Origin of the sequence: Curtobacterium sp. VKM Ac-2861 (genome assembly GCF_013204965.1) — a bacterium.
GTDB lineage: Bacteria > Actinomycetota > Actinomycetes > Actinomycetales > Microbacteriaceae > Curtobacterium.
In genome coordinates this window covers 337124-359724 of record NZ_JABMLA010000003.1, presented here as the reverse complement: position 1 = coordinate 359724, position 22601 = coordinate 337124, and the positions used below count along the sequence as shown (strand labels likewise).

Annotated in this window: 24 protein-coding genes; 6 read left to right on the top strand and 18 right to left on the bottom strand. The window is 71.2% G+C overall.

What is annotated here, in order from left to right; all coding sequences use genetic code 11:
- Position 1: 1 nt before the first annotated feature.
- Both HQQ88_RS09770 and cls read left to right on the top strand, forming a co-directional pair.
- A complete protein-coding gene (locus HQQ88_RS09770) occupies positions 2-490 on the top strand; it encodes a YajQ family cyclic di-GMP-binding protein (protein WP_111084269.1) in 489 nt (162 codons plus the stop codon).
- A 5-nt stretch (positions 491-495) separates the two neighbouring features.
- Entirely contained in the window at positions 496-1956 is a 1461-nt protein-coding gene (cls, locus tag HQQ88_RS09765) for a cardiolipin synthase (RefSeq protein ID WP_123292102.1), read from the top strand.
- A 40-nt stretch (positions 1957-1996) separates the two neighbouring features.
- Here cls and HQQ88_RS09760 read toward each other — a convergent pair whose 3' ends face one another.
- The 4 genes from HQQ88_RS09760 to HQQ88_RS09745 all read right to left on the bottom strand — a co-directional run bounded on the left by HQQ88_RS09760 (position 1997) and on the right by HQQ88_RS09745 (position 6478).
- The gene (locus HQQ88_RS09760; RefSeq protein WP_173169319.1) at positions 1997-3112 is read right to left on the bottom strand and encodes a heparan-alpha-glucosaminide N-acetyltransferase domain-containing protein; all 1116 of its coding nucleotides are present in this window, start codon (positions 3110-3112) and stop codon (positions 1997-1999) included.
- A gap of 5 nt (positions 3113-3117) precedes the next feature.
- A complete protein-coding gene (locus HQQ88_RS09755) occupies positions 3118-4491 on the bottom strand; it encodes an FAD-dependent oxidoreductase (protein ID WP_173169318.1) in 1374 nt (457 codons plus the stop codon).
- Between the two features lie 86 nt (positions 4492-4577).
- Positions 4578-5654: a polyprenyl synthetase family protein gene (locus HQQ88_RS09750; RefSeq protein ID WP_111084273.1), complete on the bottom strand. Its 1077-nt coding sequence runs from the start codon at positions 5652-5654 to the stop codon at positions 4578-4580.
- A gap of 32 nt (positions 5655-5686) precedes the next feature.
- Positions 5687-6478, bottom strand: a complete 792-nt coding sequence (locus tag HQQ88_RS09745; RefSeq protein WP_111084274.1) for a demethylmenaquinone methyltransferase — start codon at positions 6476-6478, stop codon at positions 5687-5689.
- A gap of 108 nt (positions 6479-6586) precedes the next feature.
- Between HQQ88_RS09745 and HQQ88_RS09740 the strand changes: the two genes are divergently transcribed.
- Positions 6587-7846, top strand: a complete 1260-nt coding sequence (locus tag HQQ88_RS09740; RefSeq protein ID WP_173169317.1) for an isochorismate synthase — start codon at positions 6587-6589, stop codon at positions 7844-7846.
- Between the two features lie 65 nt (positions 7847-7911).
- Here HQQ88_RS09740 and menD read toward each other — a convergent pair whose 3' ends face one another.
- The gene (menD, locus tag HQQ88_RS09735) at positions 7912-9600 is read right to left on the bottom strand and encodes a 2-succinyl-5-enolpyruvyl-6-hydroxy-3-cyclohexene-1-carboxylic-acid synthase (RefSeq protein WP_367917008.1); all 1689 of its coding nucleotides are present in this window, start codon (positions 9598-9600) and stop codon (positions 7912-7914) included.
- Between the two features lie 49 nt (positions 9601-9649).
- Positions 9650-10006: a PLD nuclease N-terminal domain-containing protein gene (locus tag HQQ88_RS09730; RefSeq protein WP_131921755.1), complete on the bottom strand. Its 357-nt coding sequence runs from the start codon at positions 10004-10006 to the stop codon at positions 9650-9652.
- A 64-nt stretch (positions 10007-10070) separates the two neighbouring features.
- On the opposite strand from HQQ88_RS09730, the gene HQQ88_RS09725 reads away from it, so the two are divergent.
- The gene (locus HQQ88_RS09725) at positions 10071-10406 is read left to right on the top strand and encodes a DUF4229 domain-containing protein (RefSeq protein WP_123292098.1); all 336 of its coding nucleotides are present in this window, start codon (positions 10071-10073) and stop codon (positions 10404-10406) included.
- A gap of 12 nt (positions 10407-10418) precedes the next feature.
- On the opposite strand, the gene HQQ88_RS09720 is transcribed toward HQQ88_RS09725, so the two are convergent.
- Genes HQQ88_RS09720 through HQQ88_RS09705 form a run of 4 tightly spaced genes read right to left on the bottom strand, consistent with a single transcriptional unit; the run spans position 10419 to position 13980 of the window.
- The gene (locus HQQ88_RS09720; RefSeq protein WP_173169316.1) at positions 10419-11420 is read right to left on the bottom strand and encodes a 1,4-dihydroxy-2-naphthoate polyprenyltransferase; all 1002 of its coding nucleotides are present in this window, start codon (positions 11418-11420) and stop codon (positions 10419-10421) included.
- A gap of 50 nt (positions 11421-11470) precedes the next feature.
- Positions 11471-12601, bottom strand: a complete 1131-nt coding sequence (locus tag HQQ88_RS09715; protein ID WP_173169315.1) for an AMP-binding protein — start codon at positions 12599-12601, stop codon at positions 11471-11473.
- A 16-nt stretch (positions 12602-12617) separates the two neighbouring features.
- Positions 12618-13547, bottom strand: a complete 930-nt coding sequence (locus HQQ88_RS09710; RefSeq protein WP_111084280.1) for a 1,4-dihydroxy-2-naphthoyl-CoA synthase — start codon at positions 13545-13547, stop codon at positions 12618-12620.
- Between the two features lie 22 nt (positions 13548-13569).
- A complete protein-coding gene (locus HQQ88_RS09705) occupies positions 13570-13980 on the bottom strand; it encodes a hypothetical protein (RefSeq protein WP_123292094.1) in 411 nt (136 codons plus the stop codon).
- 133 nt (positions 13981-14113) lie between these two features.
- Here HQQ88_RS09705 and HQQ88_RS09700 point away from each other — a divergent pair, with 133 nt between their 5' ends.
- A complete protein-coding gene (locus HQQ88_RS09700; protein WP_173169314.1) occupies positions 14114-15103 on the top strand; it encodes an o-succinylbenzoate synthase in 990 nt (329 codons plus the stop codon).
- A gap of 119 nt (positions 15104-15222) precedes the next feature.
- Here HQQ88_RS09700 and ccsB read toward each other — a convergent pair whose 3' ends face one another.
- From ccsB to HQQ88_RS09670, 6 genes are all read right to left on the bottom strand, one after another.
- Positions 15223-16251 (bottom strand): c-type cytochrome biogenesis protein CcsB, encoded by a 1029-nt coding sequence (gene ccsB, locus HQQ88_RS09695; protein WP_173169456.1) that lies wholly within the window; start codon positions 16249-16251, stop codon positions 15223-15225.
- A gap of 5 nt (positions 16252-16256) precedes the next feature.
- Positions 16257-17966, bottom strand: coding sequence for a cytochrome c biogenesis protein ResB (locus HQQ88_RS09690; protein ID WP_216834452.1), 1710 nt, complete (start codon positions 17964-17966; stop codon positions 16257-16259).
- Entirely contained in the window at positions 17950-18648 is a 699-nt protein-coding gene (locus HQQ88_RS09685) for a cytochrome c biogenesis protein CcdA (protein ID WP_173169455.1), read from the bottom strand. The genes HQQ88_RS09690 and HQQ88_RS09685 overlap by 17 nt, the downstream gene beginning before the upstream one ends.
- Positions 18649-18693: 45 nt before the next feature.
- A complete protein-coding gene (locus HQQ88_RS09680) occupies positions 18694-19314 on the bottom strand; it encodes a TlpA disulfide reductase family protein (protein WP_173169313.1) in 621 nt (206 codons plus the stop codon).
- Entirely contained in the window at positions 19311-19967 is a 657-nt protein-coding gene (locus HQQ88_RS09675) for a histidine phosphatase family protein (protein ID WP_123292091.1), read from the bottom strand. The genes HQQ88_RS09680 and HQQ88_RS09675 overlap by 4 nt, the downstream gene beginning before the upstream one ends.
- Positions 19968-20035: 68 nt before the next feature.
- Positions 20036-21526 carry a SulP family inorganic anion transporter gene (locus tag HQQ88_RS09670; protein WP_131879310.1) on the bottom strand — a complete coding sequence of 497 codons (1491 nt, stop codon included), beginning with the start codon at positions 21524-21526 and terminating at the stop codon, positions 20036-20038.
- 69 nt (positions 21527-21595) lie between these two features.
- Between HQQ88_RS09670 and HQQ88_RS09665 the strand changes: the two genes are divergently transcribed.
- A complete protein-coding gene (locus tag HQQ88_RS09665; RefSeq protein WP_111084475.1) occupies positions 21596-21970 on the top strand; it encodes a MerR family transcriptional regulator in 375 nt (124 codons plus the stop codon).
- Here HQQ88_RS09665 and HQQ88_RS09660 read toward each other — a convergent pair.
- Together HQQ88_RS09660 and HQQ88_RS09655 are read right to left on the bottom strand one after the other, a co-directional pair.
- Entirely contained in the window at positions 21947-22189 is a 243-nt protein-coding gene (locus HQQ88_RS09660) for a hypothetical protein (protein WP_173169312.1), read from the bottom strand. The two genes, HQQ88_RS09665 and HQQ88_RS09660, sit on opposite strands and share 24 nt — an antisense overlap.
- Complete coding sequence (locus tag HQQ88_RS09655) at positions 22189-22542, bottom strand: hypothetical protein (protein ID WP_173169311.1); 354 nt, start codon at positions 22540-22542, stop codon at positions 22189-22191. Before HQQ88_RS09655 ends, HQQ88_RS09660 begins: the two co-directional genes overlap by 1 nt.
- Between the last annotated feature and the right edge of the window lie 59 nt (positions 22543-22601).

Here is a 22601-nt window from a genome sequence, read left to right as displayed (position 1 = left end):
CATGGCAGACAGTTCCTTCGACGTGGTCAGCAAGGTCGACAAGATGGAGGCGGAGAACGCCCTCAACCAGGCGGCCAAGGAGATCGAGCAGCGGTACGACTTCAAGGGCGCGGACGCGTCGGTCGCCTTCAGCGGCGAGGACGTCCTCATCAAGGCGAACTCGGAAGAGCGCGCGAAGGCCGTCCTCGACGTCCTGCAGAGCAAGGCGATCAAGCGCAACATCAGCCTGAAGAGCCTCGACGCTGGCGACCCCTACCCCTCGGGCAAGGAGTACCGCATCGAGGTGAAGTTCAAGAACGGCATCGAGCAGGACGTCGCGAAGAAGATCGGTGCGTTCCTGCGGGCCAACGCCCCGAAGACCGTGAAGAGCCAGATCCAGGGCGACGAACTGCGGGTCTCCTCGAAGAGCCGCGACGACCTCCAGAACACGATCCAGCTCCTCAAGGGTGAAGAGTTCGACGTCCCGTTGCAGTACATCAACTTCCGCTGACGTCCGTGGAGCACTGGCTCACCGTCGCGATCACGGTCCTGGCCGTCCTGCTGGACCTGGCGATCCGCGTCTTCTCGATCATCTACGTCCCGATCAACCGGAAGCCGCAGACGGCGACCGCCTGGCTGCTGGCGATCTTCCTGATCCCCTACATCGGTTTCATCGTCTTCCTCGTCATCGGGTCGACGAAGCTGCCGCGTGCCCGGCGTGAGAAGCAGACCGAGATCAACGCGTACATCCTCGAACAGACCGAGGGCATCGAACGCGTGCGCCGTGACCACCCGTGGCCGCTGTGGCTCGAGAGCATCACCACGCTGAACCGCGAACTCGGCGCGATGCCGCTGGTCGGCGGCAACTCGGCGGAGCTCTACCCCGACTCCGAGGAGTCGATCGCGGAGATGACCCGGGCGATCGAGCAGTCGCGGCGGTTCGTGCACGTCGAGTTCTACATCGCGACGCTCGACGACACCACGCGACCGTTCTTCGACGCGCTCGCCCGTGCACAGGCCCGCGGCGTCACCGTCCGGTTCCTGCTCGACCACTGGGCCAGCCGCGGTTACCCCGGGTACAAGGACACGCTGGCGTTCATGGACCGCGCCGGCATCGAGTGGCACCTCATGCTCCCGCTGCTGCCGCTGCAGGGGAAGTTCCAGCGCCCCGACCTGCGCAACCACCGGAAGATCATGGTCATCGACGGCTCGGTCGCGTTCACCGGGTCGCAGAACCTGATCGACCCCTCGTACGACATCAAGTCGCACATCGAGAAGGGCATGGTCTACAAGGACCTGTTCGCCCGGTTCGAGGGACCGGTCGTCGCGGGGTTGAACGCCCTGTTCGTCACCGACTGGTACAGCGAGACCGACGAACTGCTGCTCCGTGAGAGCGACCCCGTCCAGCGGGCCGACCGCGGAGACGCCCTCGACTGCCAGGTGGTGCCGTCCGGGCCCGGGTTCGACGGCGAGAACAACCTGCGCCTGTTCAACGCACTGCTCTACTCGGCACAGAAGAAGGTGTCGATCACCTCGCCGTACTTCGTGCCGGACGACTCGATGCTCTACGCCATCACGACGACCGCCCAGCGCGGCGTCGAGGTCGAGCTCTTCGTCGGCGAGATGGGCGACCACGCCATGACGTGGCACGCGCAGCGCTCGTACTACGAGGGACTCCTCCGCGCCGGCGTGCGGATCTGGCTGTACCGGGCACCGACGATCCTGCACGCCAAGCACTTCACCATCGACGACGAGGTGTCGGTGATCGGGTCGAGCAACATGGACATGCGCTCGTTCAGCCTGAACCTCGAGGTCTCCGTGATGGTCCGGGGCCACCGCTTCGTCGACGCCCTGCGCGAGGTGCAGGACGCCTACAAGGAGCACAGCTTCGAGCTGACGCTCGACGAGTGGGTCGACCGTCCGCGCCGGTCCAAGGTGCTCGACAACGTCGCGCGGCTCACGGCAGCGCTGCAGTAGCGGACGACCGGGAGGCGCGGCTCGGCCCCGGCAGGAGCGCTCAGCGCATCGGGACGGTGGACGCCAGGGCCGCGACGGCCCGCTCGAGCGGGCCCCGGCCGAGGAACCGGCGCCAGACCATCGCGAACACGACCGAGCCCAGCGCGAACCAGCCCCACGCCTCGGCCGACTCCGGGTACTCGGGCAGCATCGCGATCACCACGAGGTGTCCCGAGTAGATCGTCAGGGGCATCGACCCGACGGCGGCGAGCGGGAACGCGATCCGCTCGGCGACCCGCCCGCGCCCGTCGAACACCAGGGTGCAGAGCGCGATGACCGCCACCGCCACCCCCGCGGTGCCGACCACGTCGACCGTCGTCGACGAGTGGTCGCGCGGTGACAGGAAGAGCTGGGCGAGGGCCTCGGCCGGCGTGCTGCCCTCGGCGGCGTACGGGACCCCCGGGAACGCGAACGCGGCCCCGGACGGAAGCGGCGCGAGGACCGTGCCGACGACGTACGCGGTGGCGGCGACCAGTGCGCCGGACGCGAGGAGCACGACCTGCCGGCGGCGTGGGCCCAGACCGGCTCGGGCGACCGCGAGACCGACCAGGACGTACGCCAGGAAGGTGACCACGGGGTAGACCAGGCCGAGCTGCTGTCCGACCATGCCCGCATCGGCGTAGGCCGGTGCGGTCGCGACAGCGACGATCGGCGACAGCACGGCGCAGGCGCCCGCGATGGCGAGGAGCCACGCCGGGCGGACCCGGAGCACCGGGATCACCAGCAGGAACAGCACTCCGTACGTCGGCAGGATCACGTAGACCGGGGTGTCCAACGCGATGAGCACGAAGCCGATGCCGACGACGGCCGCGGCGCGGACCGCCAGGCGCGCCCGGACCCGCCCGATCGTCGGGGGTCCTGGCGGAGTCGCGCGACCGCTCGTCAGCCCGATCGACACCCCCGCGAGGACGGCGAACAGCGTGGACGGTCGCCCGTGCGCCACGGCGGACCACGTCGAGGGATCGGACCAGTCGAGCTGGTCCGCGATGCCGCCGATGTGCGCGGCCATCATGCCGAGCAACGCGACGGCCCGCGCGACGTCGACGCCCTGCAGTCGCACGCCGGACACGGACGCGCCCCGCACCGCGGTGGGCGGGACGGGGCGCGTGTCGGTCATCGGTGTCAGTTCGTGGGCACGTCGACGCGACCGAGGGACACGTCGATCATCTCGTCGCGGGGCACGACCTTGATGCGCTCACGGCCCTCGGCAGCACCGAGCGCGAGCTCGTGGGTGTCCAGGTGGTGCCAGCCCTCGAGATCGGTGTACTCGACGCCACGCTCGCGGAGCAGGGCCGGGATCGCACCCTCGGAGGGGTCCTCCGGCGTCCACCAGCTCGCCTGGTCGTTGACGATGTGCTGCACGGTCTCCATGGCGTCGGACTTCGTGTGCCCGATGAGCCCGACCGGACCGCGCTTGATCCACCCGGTGGCGTAGACGCCCGGGATCTGCTGGTTGTCGTCGTCGAGGACCTGGCCCTCGTGGTTCGGGATGACGCCGTGGCGCTCGTCGAACGGCAGCCCGGGCAGCGGGGAACCGAAGTAGCCGACGGCGCGGTAGGCCGCCTGGATCGGGATCTCGCGGATCTCGCCCGTGCCCTCGACACCGCCCTCGCCGTTCGGCCGGGTGCGCTCGTACCGGATCGCGGTGAGGTTGCCTTGCTCGTCGCCGACGAACTCGGTCGGCTTCGCGTAGAAGTGCAGGTGCAGCCGCCGGCTCGCCTGACCGGTATCGCGGGTGCGCCACTGCTCGAGCACCCGGTTGATGACCATCACCTGCTTGTTCGTGGCGATCGCGGTCTTCGACGCCTCGTCGTGGTCGAAGTCCTCGTCGTAGACGACCATGTCGACGTCACGGACCTCGCCGAGCTCGCGGAGTTCGAGCGGCGTGAACTTGACCTGGGCGGGACCACGGCGGCCGAAGACGTGGACGTCCGTGACGGGCGACGCCTTGAGGCCCTCGTACACGTTCGCCGGGATCTCGGTCGGCAGCAGGTCGTCGGCGTGCTTCGCGAGGATGCGGGAGACGTCGAGCGCGACGTTGCCGACCCCGATCACCGCGACGCTCTCCGCGGTCAGCGGCCAGGTGCGCGGGACGTCGGGGTGGCCGTCGAACCAGCTGACGAAGTCGGCGGCACCGTAGGAGCCCCGGAGGTCGACGCCGGGGACGTCCAGGTCGGCGTCCTTGATCGCGCCCGTCGAGAAGACGACCGCGTTGTAGTGCTTCTTCAGGTCCTCGAGGGTGATGTCCTCGCCGAAGCGGACGTTGCCGAACAGCCGGACGACACCGCGGTCGAGCACGTCGCGCAGGGCGTTGACGATGCCCTTGATCCGCGGGTGGTCGGGGGCGACGCCGTAGCGGACGAGTCCGTACGGCGCGGGGAGCTGCTCGAACAGGTCGATCGACACGTCGTGTCCGTGGGCCTCGCGCAGCAGGATGTCCGCGGCGTAGATGCCGGCGGGTCCGGCGCCGACGATGGCGATTCGGAGGGTGGGCACTGATCGTCTCCAGTTCGTTCGGGTGGGGTGCTCCCGGTGGTGCGTCCCGCGCGGCGACCGTGGGGTCGACCGGTCGCGGGTGGTGTTCAGCGGCTGCGGTCGACGACGGAGTCGGCGAAGCGGGTGAGTGCCCGCTTGACGGTGCCGTCGGGCAACGGGGCGAGGGCGTCCACGGCTTCGCGGGCCCAGCGGACCGCGACCGTGCGCGTCGACGCAGTCGCCTCGTGGTCACGCAGTGCGGCGACGGCCGACTGGTACGGCACGGAGCCGACCGCGTCGTCCGGGGCGCCGTTCACGTCGCGCTCGATGCGCAGGACGAGGTCCTGCGCCGCCGGGTCGGTCGCCGCGTGCCGCCGCAGGTGCAGCATCGGCAGCGTGTCGACGCCGGCACGGAGGTCGTTGCCGGCGATCTTGCCGGTCTTGTCCGTCGCCGGTGCCAGGTCGATGACGTCGTCGACGAGCTGGAAGGCGACGCCCACCTTCTCGCCGAAGGTCCCGACGGCGTCGAGGTAGGCACGGTCGGCACCGGAGAACATGACACCGGCGCGGGCGGCGGTCGCGATGAGCGAGCCGGTCTTGTCGCTGAGCACCTGGATGTAGTGCTCGACCGGGTCGTCGTCGGGCTGCGGGCCGGTGGTCTCGTGCAGCTGACCCATGCAGAGGCGCTGGAAGGTCTCGGCCTGCATCCGGATGCCCTCGGTACCCAGGTCGGCGGTGATGAGGCTGGCGCGGGCGAAGAGCAGGTCGCCGGTCAGGATCGCGACGTTGTTGCCGTACGTGATCTGCGCTGCGGGGACCCCGCGGCGGACGGGCGCTTCGTCCATGACGTCGTCGTGGTAGAGCGACGCCAGGTGGGTCGTCTCGATGCTGACGGCGGCCTTGACCACGGCGTCGGTCACCCCGTCGCCGAGCTGCGCGATGAGCAGCGTCAGCGTCGGACGGATCCGCTTGCCGCCCGCGGACAGCAGGTAGCGGCTCGTGGTGTCGGCCAGGGTGTCCGTGGAACGCATGGCGTCCTCGAGCCCCTGCTCGACGAGCTCGAGACCGTCGTCGACGGCGGCGATGAAGCGGCGGTCGGCGGGCGTGGCGAACAACCGCTCGCCGATGCCCAGCGAGGCGCGGAGGCTCGGCGCGCGACGTGCGACCGGGACGCTCGGATTCAAGTGCTGCTCCGTCTTCGGGGGATGGTGACCGGTCAGTCGTCGGCCGGGTCGACGCGCGGCTGCTCGCCGGTGGTCTGGTGGTCGCGGCGTGCCTTAGCACGACGGGCCGCGGACTCGCGCACCGTGTCGGCGACGGGCTTGCGGCCACGGTGCAGTGCGACGATACCGGCCGTGAGGTTCCGGTAGGCGACCACGGAGAAGCCGACGCCGCGCAGCCACTGGGTGAGGACCTGCTGGTCCGGCCAGGCGTCGATCGACTCGGCGAGGTAGCGGTAGGCGGCGGGGTTGCTGCTCGAGAGCTTCGCGATGCCCGGGAGCACGCGCTTCAGGTAGGTGCCGTAGCCGAGGCGCAGCAGCGCACGCGGCGGGGTCGAGAACTCGCAGATGACCACACGGCCGCCGGGCTTGAGGACCCGCAGCATCTCGGCGAGCGCCTGCTTCGGGTCGTTCACGTTGCGCAGCCCGAACGAGATCGTGACGGCGTCGAACGTGTCGTCGTCGAAGGGCAGGTGCTCGGCATCGCCCTCGACGAAGGTGATCTCGGGGTGCCGCTCGCGACCGACCGCGATCATGCCGGCGGAGAGGTCGAGCGCACTGACCTCTGCCCCCTTCTTCGCGAAGGCCGCGGCACTCGTCCCGGTGCCCGCGGCGATGTCGAGGACCTTCTCGCCGGGCTGGGGGTCGACCGCCCGCACCGTGGCGACACGCCACAGCGGTGCGTTGCCCGCCGACAGGATGTCGTTCGTGAGGTCGTACTTGGCCGCGACGTCGTCGAACATCGCCGCCACCTCGTCCGGCCGCTTGTTCAGGTCCGCTCTGCTCACCCGACCAATCCTAGAGGTCCCGACCGTACGTTCACCGGACTCGCAGCAACGGCCCACTCGTCGAGCGCGCGGCCAGGTGGTCCACCGACCGCGCGTAGCATCGGAGCCGTGACCCGAACCACCACGGCGGTGCCCCCGCTGACGGTCTCCACCCGGATCCTCGACGACCCGGGCACCGTCCTCCGCCACACCCTGCGCGACCGTCCCCTGGCCTTCGTCCGGAACGGTGACGGCATCGTCGGCATCGGGGAGGCGCTGCGGTTCACGTTCACCGGCCCCGACCGGATGCGCGACGCCGCCGCGGTGTGGCGCACCGTCGTGGAGTCGGCCGTCGTCGACGACCCGGTGCAGCTGCGCGGCTCCGGCCTGGTCGCGTTCGGCTCCTTCGCCTTCGCTGACGACTCCGCCGACGAGAGCGTCCTGATCGTCCCGCGCGTGGTCATCGGCCGTCGGCGCGGCAAGGCCTGGCTCACGGCGATCGACACGACCGTCGGCGCCGAGCCGCTCACGTTCACGCGGACCTCGGTGCCGGTCCCCCACGTCGGACCACACGTCTCCGTCGCGCTGCACCCCGGCCGGATCGACGAGGCCGCCTACGCCGCGAACGTCGCCGAGGCCGTGCGGCGCATCGCCGCCGGGAGCGCGCAGAAGGTCGTCCTCGCCCGCGACCTCGTCGGCGAGATGCCAGCGGACGCCGACCACCGTGCCCTGCTGCTCGACCTCGCCGCCGCCTACCCGCAGTGCGTCACCTTCGCGGTCGACGGCCTGGTCGGTGCGACCCCCGAGACGCTCGCCCGCACCGACGGCACCCGGTTGACGGCGCGGGTGCTGGCCGGCAGCGCCGCACGCGGCGCCGACGAGGTGTCGGACCGTGCCGCTGCCGAGGCCCTCGCCGCCAGCGCGAAGGACGTCGAGGAACACGCGTTCGCGATCGACAGCCTGCTCGCCTCGCTCCGCCCGCTCGTGACCGAGTTGCGCGCCGACCCCGAGCCGTTCCGGCTGCAGCTGCCGAACCTGTGGCACCTGGCGACCGACGTGCAGGCGACCCTGCCGCCGGACACCACCTCGCTCGACGTCGCCGACGCCCTGCACCCCACGGCCGCGGTCGCGGGCACCCCCACCGACGTGGCCGTCCGGCTCGTCGCCGAGCTCGAGGGCGTCGACCGCGGTCGCTACGCCGGCCCGGTGGGCTGGATGAGCGCCACCGGCGACGGCGAGTGGATGCTGGCGCTCCGCAGCGCCCGCATCGACGACGACGGCACCGTCCGGGCTTGGGCGGGCGCGGGCGTCGTCGCGGGGTCGGAACCGGCGCGCGAGGTCGCCGAGACCGCCCTGAAGTTCCGACCGGTCACCGACGCGCTGGCCTGAGCCGCGCGGCGGCAACGCGGTCGCACCGCGCCGGCCCCGGTCGCGCTGCGCCGGCCCGCGCCGCGTCAGTCGGCCAGCGGGACCTCGATGACGACGCGCTCGGCCGGGTCGGTGAGCACCCGCTCGAGGTCGCCCCACGTCTCCGCGCGGCGGTACTCCCAACCGAGGCCGGTCACGACCCGTTCGACGTCGACGTGCTGCGGGGTCGACATCATCCGGCGCATGTCCTCCGGTGGAGTGGTGCGTGCCACCTCGAGCCCGCGGAAGATCGCGCCGCCGTGGTCGTTGCCGACGACGACCTGGACCCGGTGCGTGCGCTCCTCGGTGCCGGTGACGAACGCCCCGAGGTCGTGCAGCAGGGTCAGGTCGCCGAGCAGCACGCGCGTGGTGCCGACCGACGCCGACGACTGTTCGAGGGCCGCGGCGATCCCGAGCGCCGTCGACACGGTGCCGTCGATGCCGGCGAGCCCGCGGTTCGCGTGCACCCGGATCTTCTTGCCGAGCACGCGCCCGTCGGCGACGCGGATGATCTGCGAGGCGCCGAACACGAGCCGGTCGTGCGGCCACGTCACGCCCCACACGGCGTCGGCGAGCATCGCGCGGTCGACGGGTCGGCGGCGGAGGGCGACCTCGTCGCGCAGGAACTTGTTGCGCTCGGCACGGTCCGGGGACCGCTTGGCACCGAGGTCGGGTCCGGCGTCACCGTCGCCCAACAGCTGCCGGCTCGCACCGACCCAGCGCCCGACCCACGCACGGTGCTCCGGCCGGGTCCGGCCCGTCACGCGGACGTCGGACACGAAGGTGGTGTCGGAGGGCCGGGAGGCACGGGCCGGGTCGAAGGGATCGGCCGCGTGTCCGCGGACCACGAACGTCTCGACCCCCTGCCGCTGCAGGAGCGCCGGGACCTCGCGACTGAGGGTGGGGTGGCCGAGCACGACGGCACGACGGACCACGCCGCCGAAGTCCTGGTCGCGCAGGAGTTCGCGGTAGGTGACGACGAGGTTCCGGCCGAACCGTGCGCCGCTGGAGACCTCGGCGAGCAGGGGCGCGCCGAGCTCCCACGCGATGCGCTCGGCGTCCTCGCCGGCGTCGTGCCCGGCGATGACGACCGTGCCCGGTTCGTCGTCCGGCGACAGCTCGGCCACCGGGAGTCCGCCGTGCGCACGACGGGTGGCGAACGCGGTGTCGACCTCGTCGTCGGGGACGCCGTGCACGCGCTCGGCGTCGAGGCCGGCGGACAGGGGTTCACGGAACGCGACGTTGAGCTGCGCCGGCCCCGGCTGTCCGGTGTGTCCGGCGGCTGCGGCGACGGCCTGGCGGGCGAGGTCGCGGAGCGCTGCACGCACCGAGGCGTCGGCTCCGTGCGCAGAGGGCGCCTCGACGTCGCGGACGAAGGCGACCGCGTCGCCGAACATCCCCGGCTGGACGGTGGTCTGGTTGCTGCCGATGCCGCGGAGCTCGTCCGGCCGGTCGGCGCTCAGCACGATCATCGGCACACCGGAGTGGTGCGCTTCGAGGACGGCAGGGTGCAGGTTGGCGACGGCGGTGCCCGAGGTCGTCACGACGGCGGCCGGTCGACCGGACTCCACCGCGAGCCCGAGGGCGAAGAACCCGGCGGTGCGCTCGTCGAGCCGGACGTGGACGGTCAGGCCGCCGGCTCGCTCGAGGGCGACGGCCGCGAGCGCCAGGGCCTGGGATCGCGAGCCCGGACTGACGACGACATCGGTGACGCCGGCGCGGACGAATTCCTGCAGCAGCGTCAGGGCAGCGTCCGTCGCCGGACTGCCCGATCCGGCGGGACCGTCAGCGATCGGTGCGGCCGTCGTCGTCTCGGTCGTGGAACTGGTCTTCGAGGTCTCGGAGGGTCGCGTCGTCCTGGTCCTTGTCCGTGAGGGTGTCCCCCGGAACGGGCGTGGTGCCGAGGAAGTCCGGGTCGTCTTCGGGTCCACGGTACCGGGCTGTCGTGCCCGGGGACGCCGGCGAGCGGCCGAGCAGGAACCAGAGCACCCCACCGAGGACGGGGAGGACGATCACGAGGAGGATCCAGACACCCCGCCTGAGGGATCGGACACGTTCGCGGGGCATCGTCGCGCAGTCGATGGCCGCGTACACCGTGAAGGCGACAGCGGCGACGACGACGATCAACCACAAGCGGACCATGCCCAGGAGTCTAGGTCGCGAGCCTGTGACGACCCTGCCGGTCGGCCGTCCGTAGACTCGCAGGGTGAAAGCGTGGCTCCTGTACACCCTGGCCCGGCTCGGCATCTTCGCGGCGGCGCTCGTGCTCCTCCGGCTCCTGACACCGATGCCCTGGTACTGGGCGACGATCATCGCCGCCCTCGTCGGGCTGCTGGTGTCCTACATCGCGCTCGCCGGACTCCGCACCAAGGTCGCCCTGAGCCTGGCGAACCGCCGCGGTGGCCCGGAGCGCGATGCGGACACCGACTTCGAGGACGACTTCGTCGACGCGGCGGACACCGACGCCGCGGACACGCCGACCGTGCGCCCGGTGTCGGACGCCGACCGGCACGCCGCGCGCCGGGACACCGACGCGGAGTAGTCCGGCGGAGTCCTACGGCTGGACGGCGAGCGTGATGCCGAGCACGACGCCGAAGACCAGCGAGGCGAACGACGACAGCTGCAGTGCCGTGATGAGTTCACGGGGCTTGCGCGACGACACCCCGATCGCGAGCGCCGGCAGGGCCAGCAGCAGCGAGAAGTACGTGAAGCCCGTGCGGAAGTAGAGCAGGACGAACCAGAGCAGCACGACGTACGGCAGCAGCAGGAACAGGCCGTACAGCACCCGTGCCACCGGTCGTCCGACGACGACGGCCAGGGTGCGCTTGCCGGCGAGACGGTCCTCGTCGATGTCGCGGATGTTGTTCACCATCAGGACCGCGCAGGCGAAGAACCCGGCGGCGACCGCGGCGGCCCACCCGCTCGTGGTGGCCTGGCCGATGAGCACGTACTGGGTGCCGAGCACGGCGACGAGGCCGAAGAACACGAAGACGAAGACCTCGCCGAGGGCGTTGTAGCCGTAGGGCTTCTTGCCGCCGGTGTAGAACCACGCGGCGACGATGGCCGCGGCGCCGACGAGCAGCAGCCACCACAGCTGGGTGAGCACCACGATGACGATCCCGGCGACCGCAGCCAGCCCGAAGAACGTCAGCGCGACGGTCAGCACCGTGCGGGGCTTCGCGAGGCCGGCCCCCGTCAGTCGAGCCGGGCCGACGCGGTACTCGTCGGTGCCGCGGACCCCGTCGGAGTAGTCGTTGCTGTAGTTCACGCCGATCTGCAGGAACAGTGCCACTGCCAGGGCGAGCAGCGCGATGGCGAGGTGCCCGTCCTCCGCCAGGAACGCCCCGAAGTCGCCCGTGGTACCGCTGTCGACGAAGCCCACGGTGGTGCCGAGCACCACGGGGACGACGCCGAGCGTCAGCGTGCGGAGCCGCGCCCCGCCGATCCAGTCCCGCGCGGTCGCCCGGCGCTTCGAGCGGACCGGGGTCGCGGCCTTGGCCGGGTTGCCCGAGCGGCCCTGCTTGTGCGTCGTGTTCTTCGTTCGTGCCACGACCACCGATCCTATCCGCGCCGCGTCGCACTGCACCGCGGTGCCGACGCGCGGGCCTACGAGGACGCCAGGTCCTGGATCGCCCGCCGGTCGGGCTTGCCGGACGCGAGCATCGGCAGCCGGTCGACCACCACCACCGCGGCCGGACGTGCGGCTCGGCCGAGGGCGTCGCCCACGTGGGACCGGACGGTGTCGAGGTCGAGCGGTCGCTCGGTGACGACGACCGGCACCTCGCCCCACTCCCCTGAGGCCCGTCGGGTGACGACTGCGCCGTGCTGGTCGGGCAGGTCGCGCACGAGCCGCTCCACCGCGCCGAGCCGGACCTTCTCGCCGCCGGAGATCACCACGTCGTCGAGTCGTCCGAGCACCCGGACCACCCCGTCGGACACCGTGGCGGCGTCACCTGTGCGGTACCAGCGCAGACCGTCGCGATCGACGAACGTCGCGGCCGTGCGGTCGTCGTCGCCGAGGTACCCCTCGGCGAGCATCGGACCCGCCAACTGGAGCTCGTCGTCCACCACCGCGGTGCGGACGGTCCCGAACGGCACGCCGTCGTACACGCAGCCGCCGCTCGTCTCGCTGGCGCCGTAGGTCGTCACGATGCGCACGCCCGCGGCGACCGCTCGCTCGCGGAGCGCCGCCGGGGTCGCCTGCCCGCCGACGAGGACCGCGTCGAACCTGCCCAACGCAGCCGTCGCGCGGTCGTCGTCGAGCACGCGGGCGAGCTGCACGGGGACGAGCGACGTGTAGCGACGGGGAGCCGCCGGGCCGGTGACGAGCTGGTCCACGGCGTCCGCGAACGCCGTGGCGTCGAAGTGCCCCGGTGCCACGACGACCGGCGTCGTCCCCGCGGCGATCGAGCGGGTCAGGACGTTGAGGCCCGCGATGTAGTGCGTGGGCAGCGCCAGCACCCAGCTGCCCGGTCCGCCGAGCGCTGCGTCCGCCGCTGCGGCACCGGCGAGGAGCGCCTCGGACGAGAGGGCCACGCGCTTGCCGGTGCCGGTGGACCCGCTCGTCTCGACCACCAGGGCGACCCGCTGCCGGACGTCGGCAGGTGGCGGGGTCGGCAGCGCCGGGGCCCCTTCGGCGACGGGGAGCAGCGCGGGGCCGCCGGCGAGCGCTGCCTCCAGACCGCGGAGCACCGCCAGCGGATCCGACGTGCCCAGCGCGACCAGCGGACGGGTCATGCCGGCACCGCCGGGCTCAGTAGTGCCACGGGAACGACGTCCACTCGGGGGCGCGCTTCTCGAGGAACGAGTCGCGGCCCTCGACGGCCTCGTCGGTGCCGTAGGCGAGCCGCGTCGCCTCGCCCGCGAAGACCTGCTGGCCGACCATCCCGTCGTCGACGGCGTTGAACGCGTACTTGAGCATCCGGATCGCCGTCGGGGACTTGCCCAGGACGATCTCGCCCCAGCGGATCGCCTCGCGCTCGAGGTCCTCGTGCGGGACGACCGCGTTCACCGCACCCATCTCGTACGCGCGCTGCGCCGAGTACTCCTGCGCGAGGAAGAAGACCTCGCGCGCGAACTTCTGGCCGATCTGCTTGGCGTAGTAGGCGCTGCCGTAGCCGCCGTCGAACGATCCGACGTCGGCGTCGGTCTGCTTGAACCTGCCGTGCTCGGCGCTGGCGATGGTCAGGTCGCAGATCGCGTGCAGCGAGTGCCCGCCGCCGGCTGCCCAACCGGGGACCACGGCGATGACGACCTTGGGCATCATGCGGATCAGGCGCTGCACCTCGAGGATGTGCAGTCGTCCCATCGACGCCTGCGCGGCGGCCGGGTCGACTCCTTCGGGCGGCGCACCCTCGTCGCCGACGTACTGGTAGCCGCTGCGCCCCCGGATGCGCTGGTCGCCGCCGGAGCAGAACGCCCAGCCGCCGTCCTTCGGGCTCGGGCCGTTGCCGGTCAGCAGGACGACGCCGACGCGGGGGTCCTGGCGGGCGTCGTCGAGCGCCCGGTAGAGCTCGTCGACGGTGCGCGGACGGAAGGCGTTCCGTACCTCGGGCCGGTCGAACGCGACCCGGACGATCCCCTTCGAGACGTGCTTGTGGTACGTGATGTCCGTGAACTGCTCCGCGATCGGAGCCGCGGTCCAGACGTCGGGATCGAACAGGTCGGAGACGGGAGCAGCCATGCCCCCAACGTACCGCCGCCGGTCAGGCGCCCATGCCGGTCAGGACCTCGGGTGCGACGAACACCAGGATCACGATGAGGATCACCGGGTTGGCGAAGAAGGCCACCACGACACCGATCGCCCCGTACCACCGGCCGAGGCCACCGACGGCCGCGACGAAGCCGAGCACCGCCGCGATGAGGGTCAGGAAGACCACGACGAAGCAGATCCCGAACGCGAACTCGGTGTCACCGCCCATGAAGACCGCGAAGGCGCTGGCGTCCACCGCGGCGGACACCACCGCGAGGCCGAGGGCGATCTTGCCGACGATCGGGCTGCGGCGCTTCCGACCCGCCGTCTGGCGGACGTCGACGGTGTTCTGCTGCATGAGCCGCGCGAACTCGTCGGTGTCGCGACCGGGGCGCTGCGCACGCTGCTGCGGTTCCCGCGCCACCGCGCCTCCCTCGTTCCGGACGGTTCGATCCGGGTCGTGACCAGTGCCGACCGAGGCCGACCGATGCATGCTAATGCCCTGCCCTGGCGGTCCCCTCCGAGGAACCGGCAGGTGCCCTGGGTGCGGTGGGAGGATGGCCGACGTGCTCCCCGACCTCGCCGAACTCACCGCCGACGCGCACGTGGTCGCCCTGCCGATGCGGGTGCGGTTCCGCGGCATCACCACGCGCGAGGCGGTCGTCCTCCGCGGCCCCTCGGGCTGGACCGAGTTCTCACCCTTCGTCGAGTACGACGACGCCGAGGCCGCCGCGTGGCTCCGGGGCGCGATCGACTTCGGCTGGACCGAGCACGAGGCCGCCGCCGACTCGGTGCCGGTGAACGCCACGGTGCCGGCGATCGCCCCGGACCAGGTCGCCGCACTGCTCGCGCGCTATCCCGGGTGCACCACCGCCAAGGTCAAGGTCGCCGAACCCGGCACCACCGTCGACGAGGACGTCGCCCGGGTCGCCGAGGTCCGACGGGTGATGGGCCCCGCGGCCGCCGTCCGGGTGGACGCCAACGGGCTGTGGAGCGTCGACCAGGCCACCGAGGCGCTCGAACGCCTTGCTCCCTTCGACCTGCAGTACGCCGAGCAGCCCTGTCGGACCGTGCCGGAGCTCGCCGCGCTGCGAGCACGGATCGACGGCCTCGGGGTGCGGATCGCCGCGGACGAGAGCGTTCGCAAGGCCGCGGACCCCCTCGCCGTCGCACGAGCCGGAGCGGCTGACGTCCTGGTCGTCAAGGCACAACCGCTCGGGGGCGTCACCGCAGCGCGTACGGTCATCGCCCAGGCCGGGTTGCCGTGCGTGGTCTCCAGCGCGCTCGACACCTCGGTGGGGCTCGGCATGGGCGCGTTCCTCGCCGCGGCCGCGATGTCCCCGGGGTACGCCGCCGGGCTCGGGACCGCCGCGATGTTCGCGTCCGACGTCACCGTGGACCCGCTGCTGCCGGTCGGGGGCCGCGTGCCGGTGCGACGGGTCGCGGTGTCGGCGGACCTGCTCGACCGGAACGCCGCGTCGCCGGAGCGGACGGCGTGGTGGCTCGCGCGGGTGGCGCGGGTGCACGCCGTACTGGCCGCCGCGTAGACCCGTCTTCCCGGCCCTGCACGCGACCGGACGACGGACGGGAGGCACGGTGCCAGCTGGCACCGTGCCTCCCGTCCGGTCCTGGTCGCGACCAGAGCCGCGTCAGTGACGCGCGTCGCTCACAGGCCCGAGTAGCTGTGCAGGCCCTTGAAGAAGACGTTGACGACCGAGAAGTTGAACATCACGGCGGCGAAGCCGATGAGCGCCAGCCACGACGACCGCGCACCGCGCCAGCCGCGGGTCGCACGGGCGTGGATGTACCCGGCGTAGACGACCCAGATGATGAAGGTCCAGACCTCCTTGGTGTCCCAGCCCCAGTACCGGCCCCAGGCACGCTCCGCCCAGACCGCACCGGCGATCAGGGTGAAGGTCCAGAGGACGAAGCCGACGAGCAGGACGCGGTAGGTCAGGACCTCGAGGCGGTCGGCGTCCGGCAGGGTCGCCATGAAGCGGAGCTTGCCCGAGGCGGTCCGGCCCTGGCGGTACGTCTGCACGAGCTGCGCCACCGCGAGCCCCGCACCGAGCGCGAAGAACCCGGTGCCGGCGATCGCCACGAAGACGTGGATGACGAGCCAGTACGACTGCAGCGCCGGCTGCAGCGGCACGACCGGGACCCAGTAGTTCACCGTCGCGATGCCGAGCAGGATGATCGTCAGCCCGGTGATGAAGACGCCGAGGAACTTCAGGTTCTGCCAGAACTGCACGAGCAGGAAGATGAGCGTGATGAGCGCCGTGCCGGTCAGCGAGAACTCGAACATGTTGCCCCACGGCACACGGTCGGCCGCGATGCCGCGCAGGACCACCGATGCGACGTGCAGCACCAGCGCGAGGATCGTCATGGCCATGCCGACGCGCTCGAACTTCGTGCCGCGCGCGGCCGAGCCGCCGGCGTGCGCCGGGGGTGCCGCGACCGGTTCGAGCACGACGGTGCCGCCCCGGACGGTGGCGACGGTCTTCGCCGAGCGGGCCGCGCCCACCGAGGCGGTCGCCGCAGCGTCGTCCGAGTCCGCACCAGCGTTCTTCGCAGCTGCCGTCACCTCGCCGGAGCGTTTCGCCATGTCCAGCGCGAACGAGATGAACGCGATGACGTAGACCGCCATCGCGGAGTACGTCAGCACGACCGAGTAGGTCGCGAGGTTCGTGGTCATGTCGTTCACTGGGGCATCCTAACTCCGAGGTCCGACGTGTGGCGCTGTGCGATGTCCGCGACGGCCCGTTCGAGGTTGGGGTCCTCACCGCGGGCGAGGCCCGCGTACTCCAAGTCGTACTCGCCGTGCTCTGCGCCCTTGCGGGGGACGACCTTCACCCACACGCGTCGGCGCGGGACGAAGAGCGACGTGAGCAGCCCGAGCGTCGAGAGCAGCGCGAAGGCGGCGACCCACGCCTGCGACGGGTCGTGGTGCACGTCGAGCGACACGTAGCGCTTGACGCCGTCGAAGGTGATCGACCCGGCACCGTTCGGCAGCTTCTTGGTCTGCCCGGGCTCGAGCGCGATGCTCGCCGTGTCGGACTGACGGCCCGCGATCTGCGTGAGGCCCTTGGTGTCGAGCGTGTAGACGCTCTGCGGCACGCCGCTGTCGAGGCCGAGGTCGCCGGTGTAGACCTGCAGCGTCAGCAGCGGGTTCTGCGTGTCCGGGTAGGCGCTCGTGTACGCACCCGAGGCGAGCTTCGACGCCGTCGGGTAGAAGAACCCGACCATGCCGAGCTGGTCCGGCAGCGCGTCCGGCACCTTGATGACGCCGGTGGACGTGTAGTTGGCGTCCTCGGGCAGGAACGGCACGACGTCCTGGAACGCCACGTTGCCCTCGCCGTCGCGCACCGTGACGTTCATCGCGTAGCCGTTGCCGAGCAGGTAGACGTTGGTGCCGCCCACGTGCAGCGGGTCGTTCACGCCCAGGCGGCTGGTCGTCGACTCGCCGCCCTTCTCCTTGCTCGTCACGGTCGCCGAGTAGTCGAGCGCCTGGCCGAGGGCGTCGAGGTTGCGCTCCTCGTACTTCGTGACGAACTTGTCGAGCGTCAGGTTGTAGCCCTTGAGGTCGGTCTGCTGGAACCAGCGACCCGGGTTGAACGAGTCGTAGGAGCCGAGGACGTTCGAGAACGTCTGCCCCTCGACCAGCAGCCGCTGGCCGGTGAACCCGAACCCGCCGCCGACACCGACGGCCAGCAGGACACCGACGAGCGCCGCGTGGAACACCAGGTTGCCGGTCTCGCGCAGGTAGCCGCGCTCCGCGCTCACCGAGTCGCCGAAGCGCTCGACGCGGTACCCGGAGCGCTTCAGGATCGTCATCGCGCGCGTGACCGCGTGCTCGCTGGACGGGAGGCCCGTGGTCACGTCGATCCCGGTGGTGCCGTCGATCATCGCGTCGGGCTGCACCGCCACGGTGCGGAAGCCCGCCAGTCGCGTCAGGCGGACGGGGGTCCGGGGCGGACGGGTGCGGAGCGCCTGCCAGTGGTGCTTCGTGCGCGGCACGATGCAGCCGATCAGGGAGACGAACAGCAGCAGGTAGATCGCCGAGAACCACACCGAGGTGTAGGTGTCGAAGACCTGCAGCTTGTCGAGGATCGGGTAGAGCGTGGCGTGGTCGGCCTTGTACTGGACGACACCGTTCGGGTCGGCGGTGCGCTGCGGCACGAGCGAGCCCGGGATCGCCGCGAGGGCGAGCAGCATGAGCAGGAACAGCGCGGTGCGCATGCTCGTGAGCTGTCGCCAGAAGAACCGGAGGGTGCCGACGAAGCCGAGCTTCGGCTGGTTGATGCCGGCGTCGCCGGGGCCGGAGCCGTCGACGTGGTCGGACGGTCGCTGCGGGTCCGACGCGGTGTCGGCGCCCGTCGCTTCGGTTTCGGGATCAGACCGCGGGGACAAAGCTCTGGATCACCGCCCCGACGCTCGACATGACGGCCGACCAGATTCCGGTGACCATGAGCAGACCGATGACGATCAGGATCGCTCCTCCGATGATGTTGACGGTGCGCATGTGCCGCTTCACGGCGCGGATCGCACCGGTCGCCCAGCCGGCCCCGAGGGCGACGAAAACGAACGGGATGCCGAGGCCCAGGCAGTACGCGACGCCGAGCCACATGCCCTGCCAGGCACTGCCCGACTGCACGCTGAGCAGGTTGATGGCGGCGAGGGTCGGGCCGAGGCACGGGGTCCAGCCGAGGCCGAACACGATGCCGAGCAGCGGGGCGCCGACGAGTCCGGTCGCGGGTGTCCAGCTCGGCTTGATGGTGCGCTGCATGAACGTGAACCGGCCGACGAACACCAGCCCCATCGCGATGACGACGACGCCCAGGATCTGCGTGATGAGGTCGCGCCACCGCACGAGCCAGAACCCGAGCGCCCCGAACACCGTCGTGTACGCGACGAAGACCGCCGTGAACCCGAGGATGAACAGGAGCACGCCGAGCACGACCCGCCCGCGGCGCTGCCCGCCCTCGGCGATCCCACCGACGTACCCGAGGTAGCCGGGCACGAGCGGGAGCACGCACGGCGACAGGAACGAGACGAGCCCCGCGAGCGCCGCCACGGGCAGCGCGACGGCCATCTGGCCGCTGAGGATCGCCTCGGCGAAGGGGTTGGAGGCCACGGGTCAGGAGGCCTTGCCAGCGTCGACTTCGTCGCTGATCAGGGTCTTCAGGATGCTCGTGCCGTCGACGGCGCCGAGCACCCGGGCAGCCACGCGGCCCTTGGTGTCGAGGACGATCGTGGCCGGCACGGCGTTCGGGGCGATCTGACCGGACAGGGCGAGCTGCATCGTGCCGGTCTTCTGGTCGAGGACGGTCGGGTAGTCGACGCCGAAGGTGCGCTCGAAGGCGGCTGCGGTCGCCGCCTCGTCGCGGACGTTGACGCCGATGAACGCGACGTCATCGGCATCGGCGTAGGACTCGTGCACCTCGTTGAGGTACTTCGCCTCGGCGCGGCACGGCGGGCAGCTCGCGTACCAGAAGTTCAGGACGACGACCTTTCCCTTGAGGTCCTTCGACGAGACGGTGTCGCCGTCGGAGTCCTTCGCCTCGAAGTCGACCGCGTCGGACCGCTTGTCGGCGGTGACCTCGGTCACCGCACCGTCGCCGGAGATGTAGTTCTGGGTGGTGCCGTTGCCGTACTGCTTGGCGAGGCCACCGTTGTCCGACGAGCACCCGGACAGGACGAGCGCCGCGGCGACCGCCGTCGCTGCGAGGACCGCGAACCGCTTGCTGATGACGCTCACACTGCTCCTTCGTCGATGGCGGTCGCGCGCAGCTCCTGCGCGGGATCCGTGTACCCGACCTCGGTGAACCGACCGGTCGACGTGGCGGGTACCCGTTCGACGGTCGTGATGCTCGACAGGTCGCAGCGGCGCTTGCGTGGGTCGTGCCAGAGCGACTCCCCCGCGAGCTTCCGGTGGACCGTCCAGATCGGCAGCTGGTGGCTGACCAGGACGACGTCGCCGCCGTCCACGCTCTCCCACGCCGTGGTCATCGCGGCGAGCATGCGGTTCGCGATCGACTCGTACGCCTCGCCCCAGCTCGGCCGGAACGGGTTCGCGATCCAGGGCCACTCCGCCGGACGGCCGAGCGAACGCTTCGTGAAGCCCGGGGGCTGCCCCTCGTACCGGTTCGTCGGCTCGATGAGGCGCTCGTCCAACGTGACGTCGAGCCCGTACGCGGCCGACCACGGCGCCGCGGACTCCTGCGTGCGCTGCAGCGGCGAGGCGACGATCCGGCGCACGTCGACACCGGCGTCCTTCCACGCGGTCGCCGAGGCGAGGGCCATCTGCTTGCCGAGGTCACTCAGTCCGAAGCCCGGGAGCCGCCCGTACAGGACGCGGTCGGGGTTGTGCACCTCACCGTGCCGGACGAGGTGGAGTCGGGTGGCGGGCATGGGTTCCAGTGTAGGTCGCCCACCGGTGCTCACCGGCCCCACAGCCGATTCACCGGATGCGGAAGCGCTCAGCCGAGCTCGCCCGACAACCGCCCGTGGATGGCCACCGACCCGGTGTTGAGGCCCACGACCTCGACCGTGGACCCGTGCTTGGCGAACCGCTGCTCGACGCCGTCCAGCGCCGCGACCGTCGAGGCGTCGAAGACGTGCGCGTCGGACAGGTCGATGACCACGTGCTCCGGGTCCTCGGCGTAGGAGAACCGCGTGACGAGGTCGTTCGACGACGCGAAGAACAGGGCGCCGCGCACCCGGTACCGCACGGTGTGCTCGTCGACCGGCTCGCGGACGACGGTGACGACGTGCGCCGCCCGGCGAGCGAAGACCAGTGCTGCGACGACGACCCCGACGAGCACGCCGGTCGCGAGGTTCTCGGTCACGACGACCACCACGACGGTGATGAGCATGACGGCGGTCTCCCCGAGGGGCATCCGCCGCAGGGTGCGCGGACGGATGCTGTGCCAGTCGAAGGTCGCCACGCACACCATGAGCATCACGGCGGTCAGCGCGGCCATCGGGATCTCGGCCACGAGGTCGTGCAGCACGATCGTCAGGACGAGTACGGAGGCGCCGGCGACGAAGGTCGAGATCCGGGTCCGTGCGCCCGCGGTCTTCACGTTGATGACCGTCTGGCCGATCATCGCGCAACCACCCGTACCGCCGAAGAACGCCGACGCGATGTTGGCGACGCCCTGCCCCCAGGACTCCCGCCACTTGCTCGAGCCGGTCTCGGTGATGGAGTCGACGAGCTGCGCGGTCAACAGGGTCTCGATGAGGCCGACGATCGCGACGCCGAACGCGTACGGCGCGATGATCTGCAGCGTCTCGAAGGAGAACGGGGTGACGATGCCGTTGAACCCGGGCAGTGCGGTGGGCAGTTCGCCCTCGTCGCCGACCGTGGGGACGACGACGCTGAAGAGCATGGTGATGCCGGTGATCACGACGACCGCGATGAGCGGCGCGGGGACCGCCTTGGTCAGGAACGGGAAGCCGACGATGATCGCGATGCCGAGGGCGGTGAGCGGCCAGACGACGAACGGGACGTCGGGACCGAGCAGGTTGGGCAGCTGCGCGGTGAAGATGAGGATCGCCAGCGCGTTGACGAACGCCACGTTGACGCTGCGCGGGATGAAGCGCATCAGGCGCGCGACCCCGAGGAACCCGAGCACGAGCTGGAACACGCCGCCGAGGACGATCGCGGGCACGAGGTACTCGATGCCGTGTTCGCGGACGAGCGGCGCGATGACCAGGGCCACCGAACCGGCCGCGGCGGACACCATCGCCGGACGGCCGCCGACGATCGAGATGACGACGGCGATGATGACGCTCGAGAACAGGCCGACCGCGGGGTCGACCCCGGCGACGACGGAGAACGAGATCGCCTCGGGGATGAGCGCGAGCGCGGTGACGACACCGGCGAGGACCTCGCGGGTCAGCATGCGGGGTGAGCGGAGGGCGGTGAGGACGCTCGGGGCCGCCGGCGCGTGTGTGATCACGGACATCGATCGGAACTCTACCCTCACGTGAGGGTAGAGTTGTGCACCGTGAGCACCACCGACACCCCGGACACGATGCACATCGGCGAGCTGGCGGACCGTGCCGGCATGTCCCTGCGGACGATCCGCCACTACGACGAGGTCGGGCTGCTCGTGCCGAGCGGCCGCACCACGGGCGGGTTCCGGGTCTACACCGCGCAGGACCTGGACCGGCTGCTCGTGATCCGCCGCATGAAGCCACTCGGGTTCACGCTCGACGAGATGGCGGACCTGCTGCGGGTCGTCGATGCGCTGGCGGCGAAGGACCCCGACGACGAGCCCGCGCTGGCTGCACGCCTCGACGAGTACCTCGACGATGCCCGGGCCCGGCACGCCAAGCTCGTCGAGCGCGCCGGCATGGCCGAGGAGTTCATCGGCACCCTGGGGTCACTCCGTGCTTCGCTCCCCTGACACCCCGCTGTCCTCGGCGAGCACCCGAGCCCGCATGCGCTGCCGCTCGAGCTCGAGCTTCAGCTCTCCTTCTTCGACGTGCAGTTGCCAGTCGATCGCTCCTCGTTGCGCCCAGTCCCACATGCTCTCGCCGGGCGCAGGACCGATGTGCGGCCGCTCGGCAGGATCCGCTTCCTTCCGTACCAGTTCTCGCCAAGCACGACGCAGACGAGTCGTCATCACGGTCTCCTCTTCTCGATGAACAGTTCCGCCAGCACCCTTGCAGCGGGTTCTTCTCCGGCGGGTACTTTCTGCATGTCGTACATCGCCTGTGCCAGATTGCGTCCGATCTCGCGACGTCCGATCTCGCGACGTCCGATCTCGCTCGCGGTGATCAGGTCGAAGACCACCGTCAGCCGCGTCCAGTAGCGGTCCCGCTGCTCGCGCGCGACGTCCCGCCGCCACCGGATGACCGCCCACAGCCCACCGACGAACGCCGCGAGCAGCGTGAACGCCGCCGTGCACAGCGCTGCTGCCACGACCGCGACCGCCGCAGGCGGCCAGGTCGCGAGCTCCCCCGTCCCCGTCCCCACCCGGTCCCCCTCTCGTCTCGCGACCCGGCCACGTCGAGAACGCTACGGACCCACTCGAC

Bases quoted from the DNA above. Each gene is read 5' to 3' on its own strand.
- HQQ88_RS09770 (WP_111084269.1), top strand. From the start codon at position 2: ATGGCAGACAGTTCCTTCGACGTGGTCAGCAAGGTCGACAAGATGGAG.
- HQQ88_RS09760 (WP_173169319.1), bottom strand. From the start codon at position 3,112: ATGACCGACACGCGCCCCGTCCCGCCCACCGCGGTGCGGGGCGCGTCC.
- HQQ88_RS09730 (WP_131921755.1), bottom strand. From the start codon at position 10,006: ATGGTCCGCTTGTGGTTGATCGTCGTCGTCGCCGCTGTCGCCTTCACG.
- HQQ88_RS09715 (WP_173169315.1), bottom strand. From the start codon at position 12,601: ATGACCCGTCCGCTGGTCGCGCTGGGCACGTCGGATCCGCTGGCGGTG.
- HQQ88_RS09710 (WP_111084280.1), bottom strand. From the start codon at position 13,547: ATGGCTGCTCCCGTCTCCGACCTGTTCGATCCCGACGTCTGGACCGCG.
- HQQ88_RS09700 (WP_173169314.1), top strand. From the start codon at position 14,114: ATGGCCGACGTGCTCCCCGACCTCGCCGAACTCACCGCCGACGCGCAC.
- ccsB (WP_173169456.1), bottom strand. From the start codon at position 16,251: ATGACCACGAACCTCGCGACCTACTCGGTCGTGCTGACGTACTCCGCG.
- HQQ88_RS09685 (WP_173169455.1), bottom strand. From the start codon at position 18,648: ATGGCCGTCGCGCTGCCCGTGGCGGCGCTCGCGGGGCTCGTCTCGTTC.
- HQQ88_RS09675 (WP_123292091.1), bottom strand. From the start codon at position 19,967: ATGCCCGCCACCCGACTCCACCTCGTCCGGCACGGTGAGGTGCACAAC.
- HQQ88_RS09670 (WP_131879310.1), bottom strand. From the start codon at position 21,526: ATGTCCGTGATCACACACGCGCCGGCGGCCCCGAGCGTCCTCACCGCC.
- HQQ88_RS09665 (WP_111084475.1), top strand. From the start codon at position 21,596: ATGCACATCGGCGAGCTGGCGGACCGTGCCGGCATGTCCCTGCGGACG.
- HQQ88_RS09660 (WP_173169312.1), bottom strand. From the start codon at position 22,189: ATGACGACTCGTCTGCGTCGTGCTTGGCGAGAACTGGTACGGAAGGAA.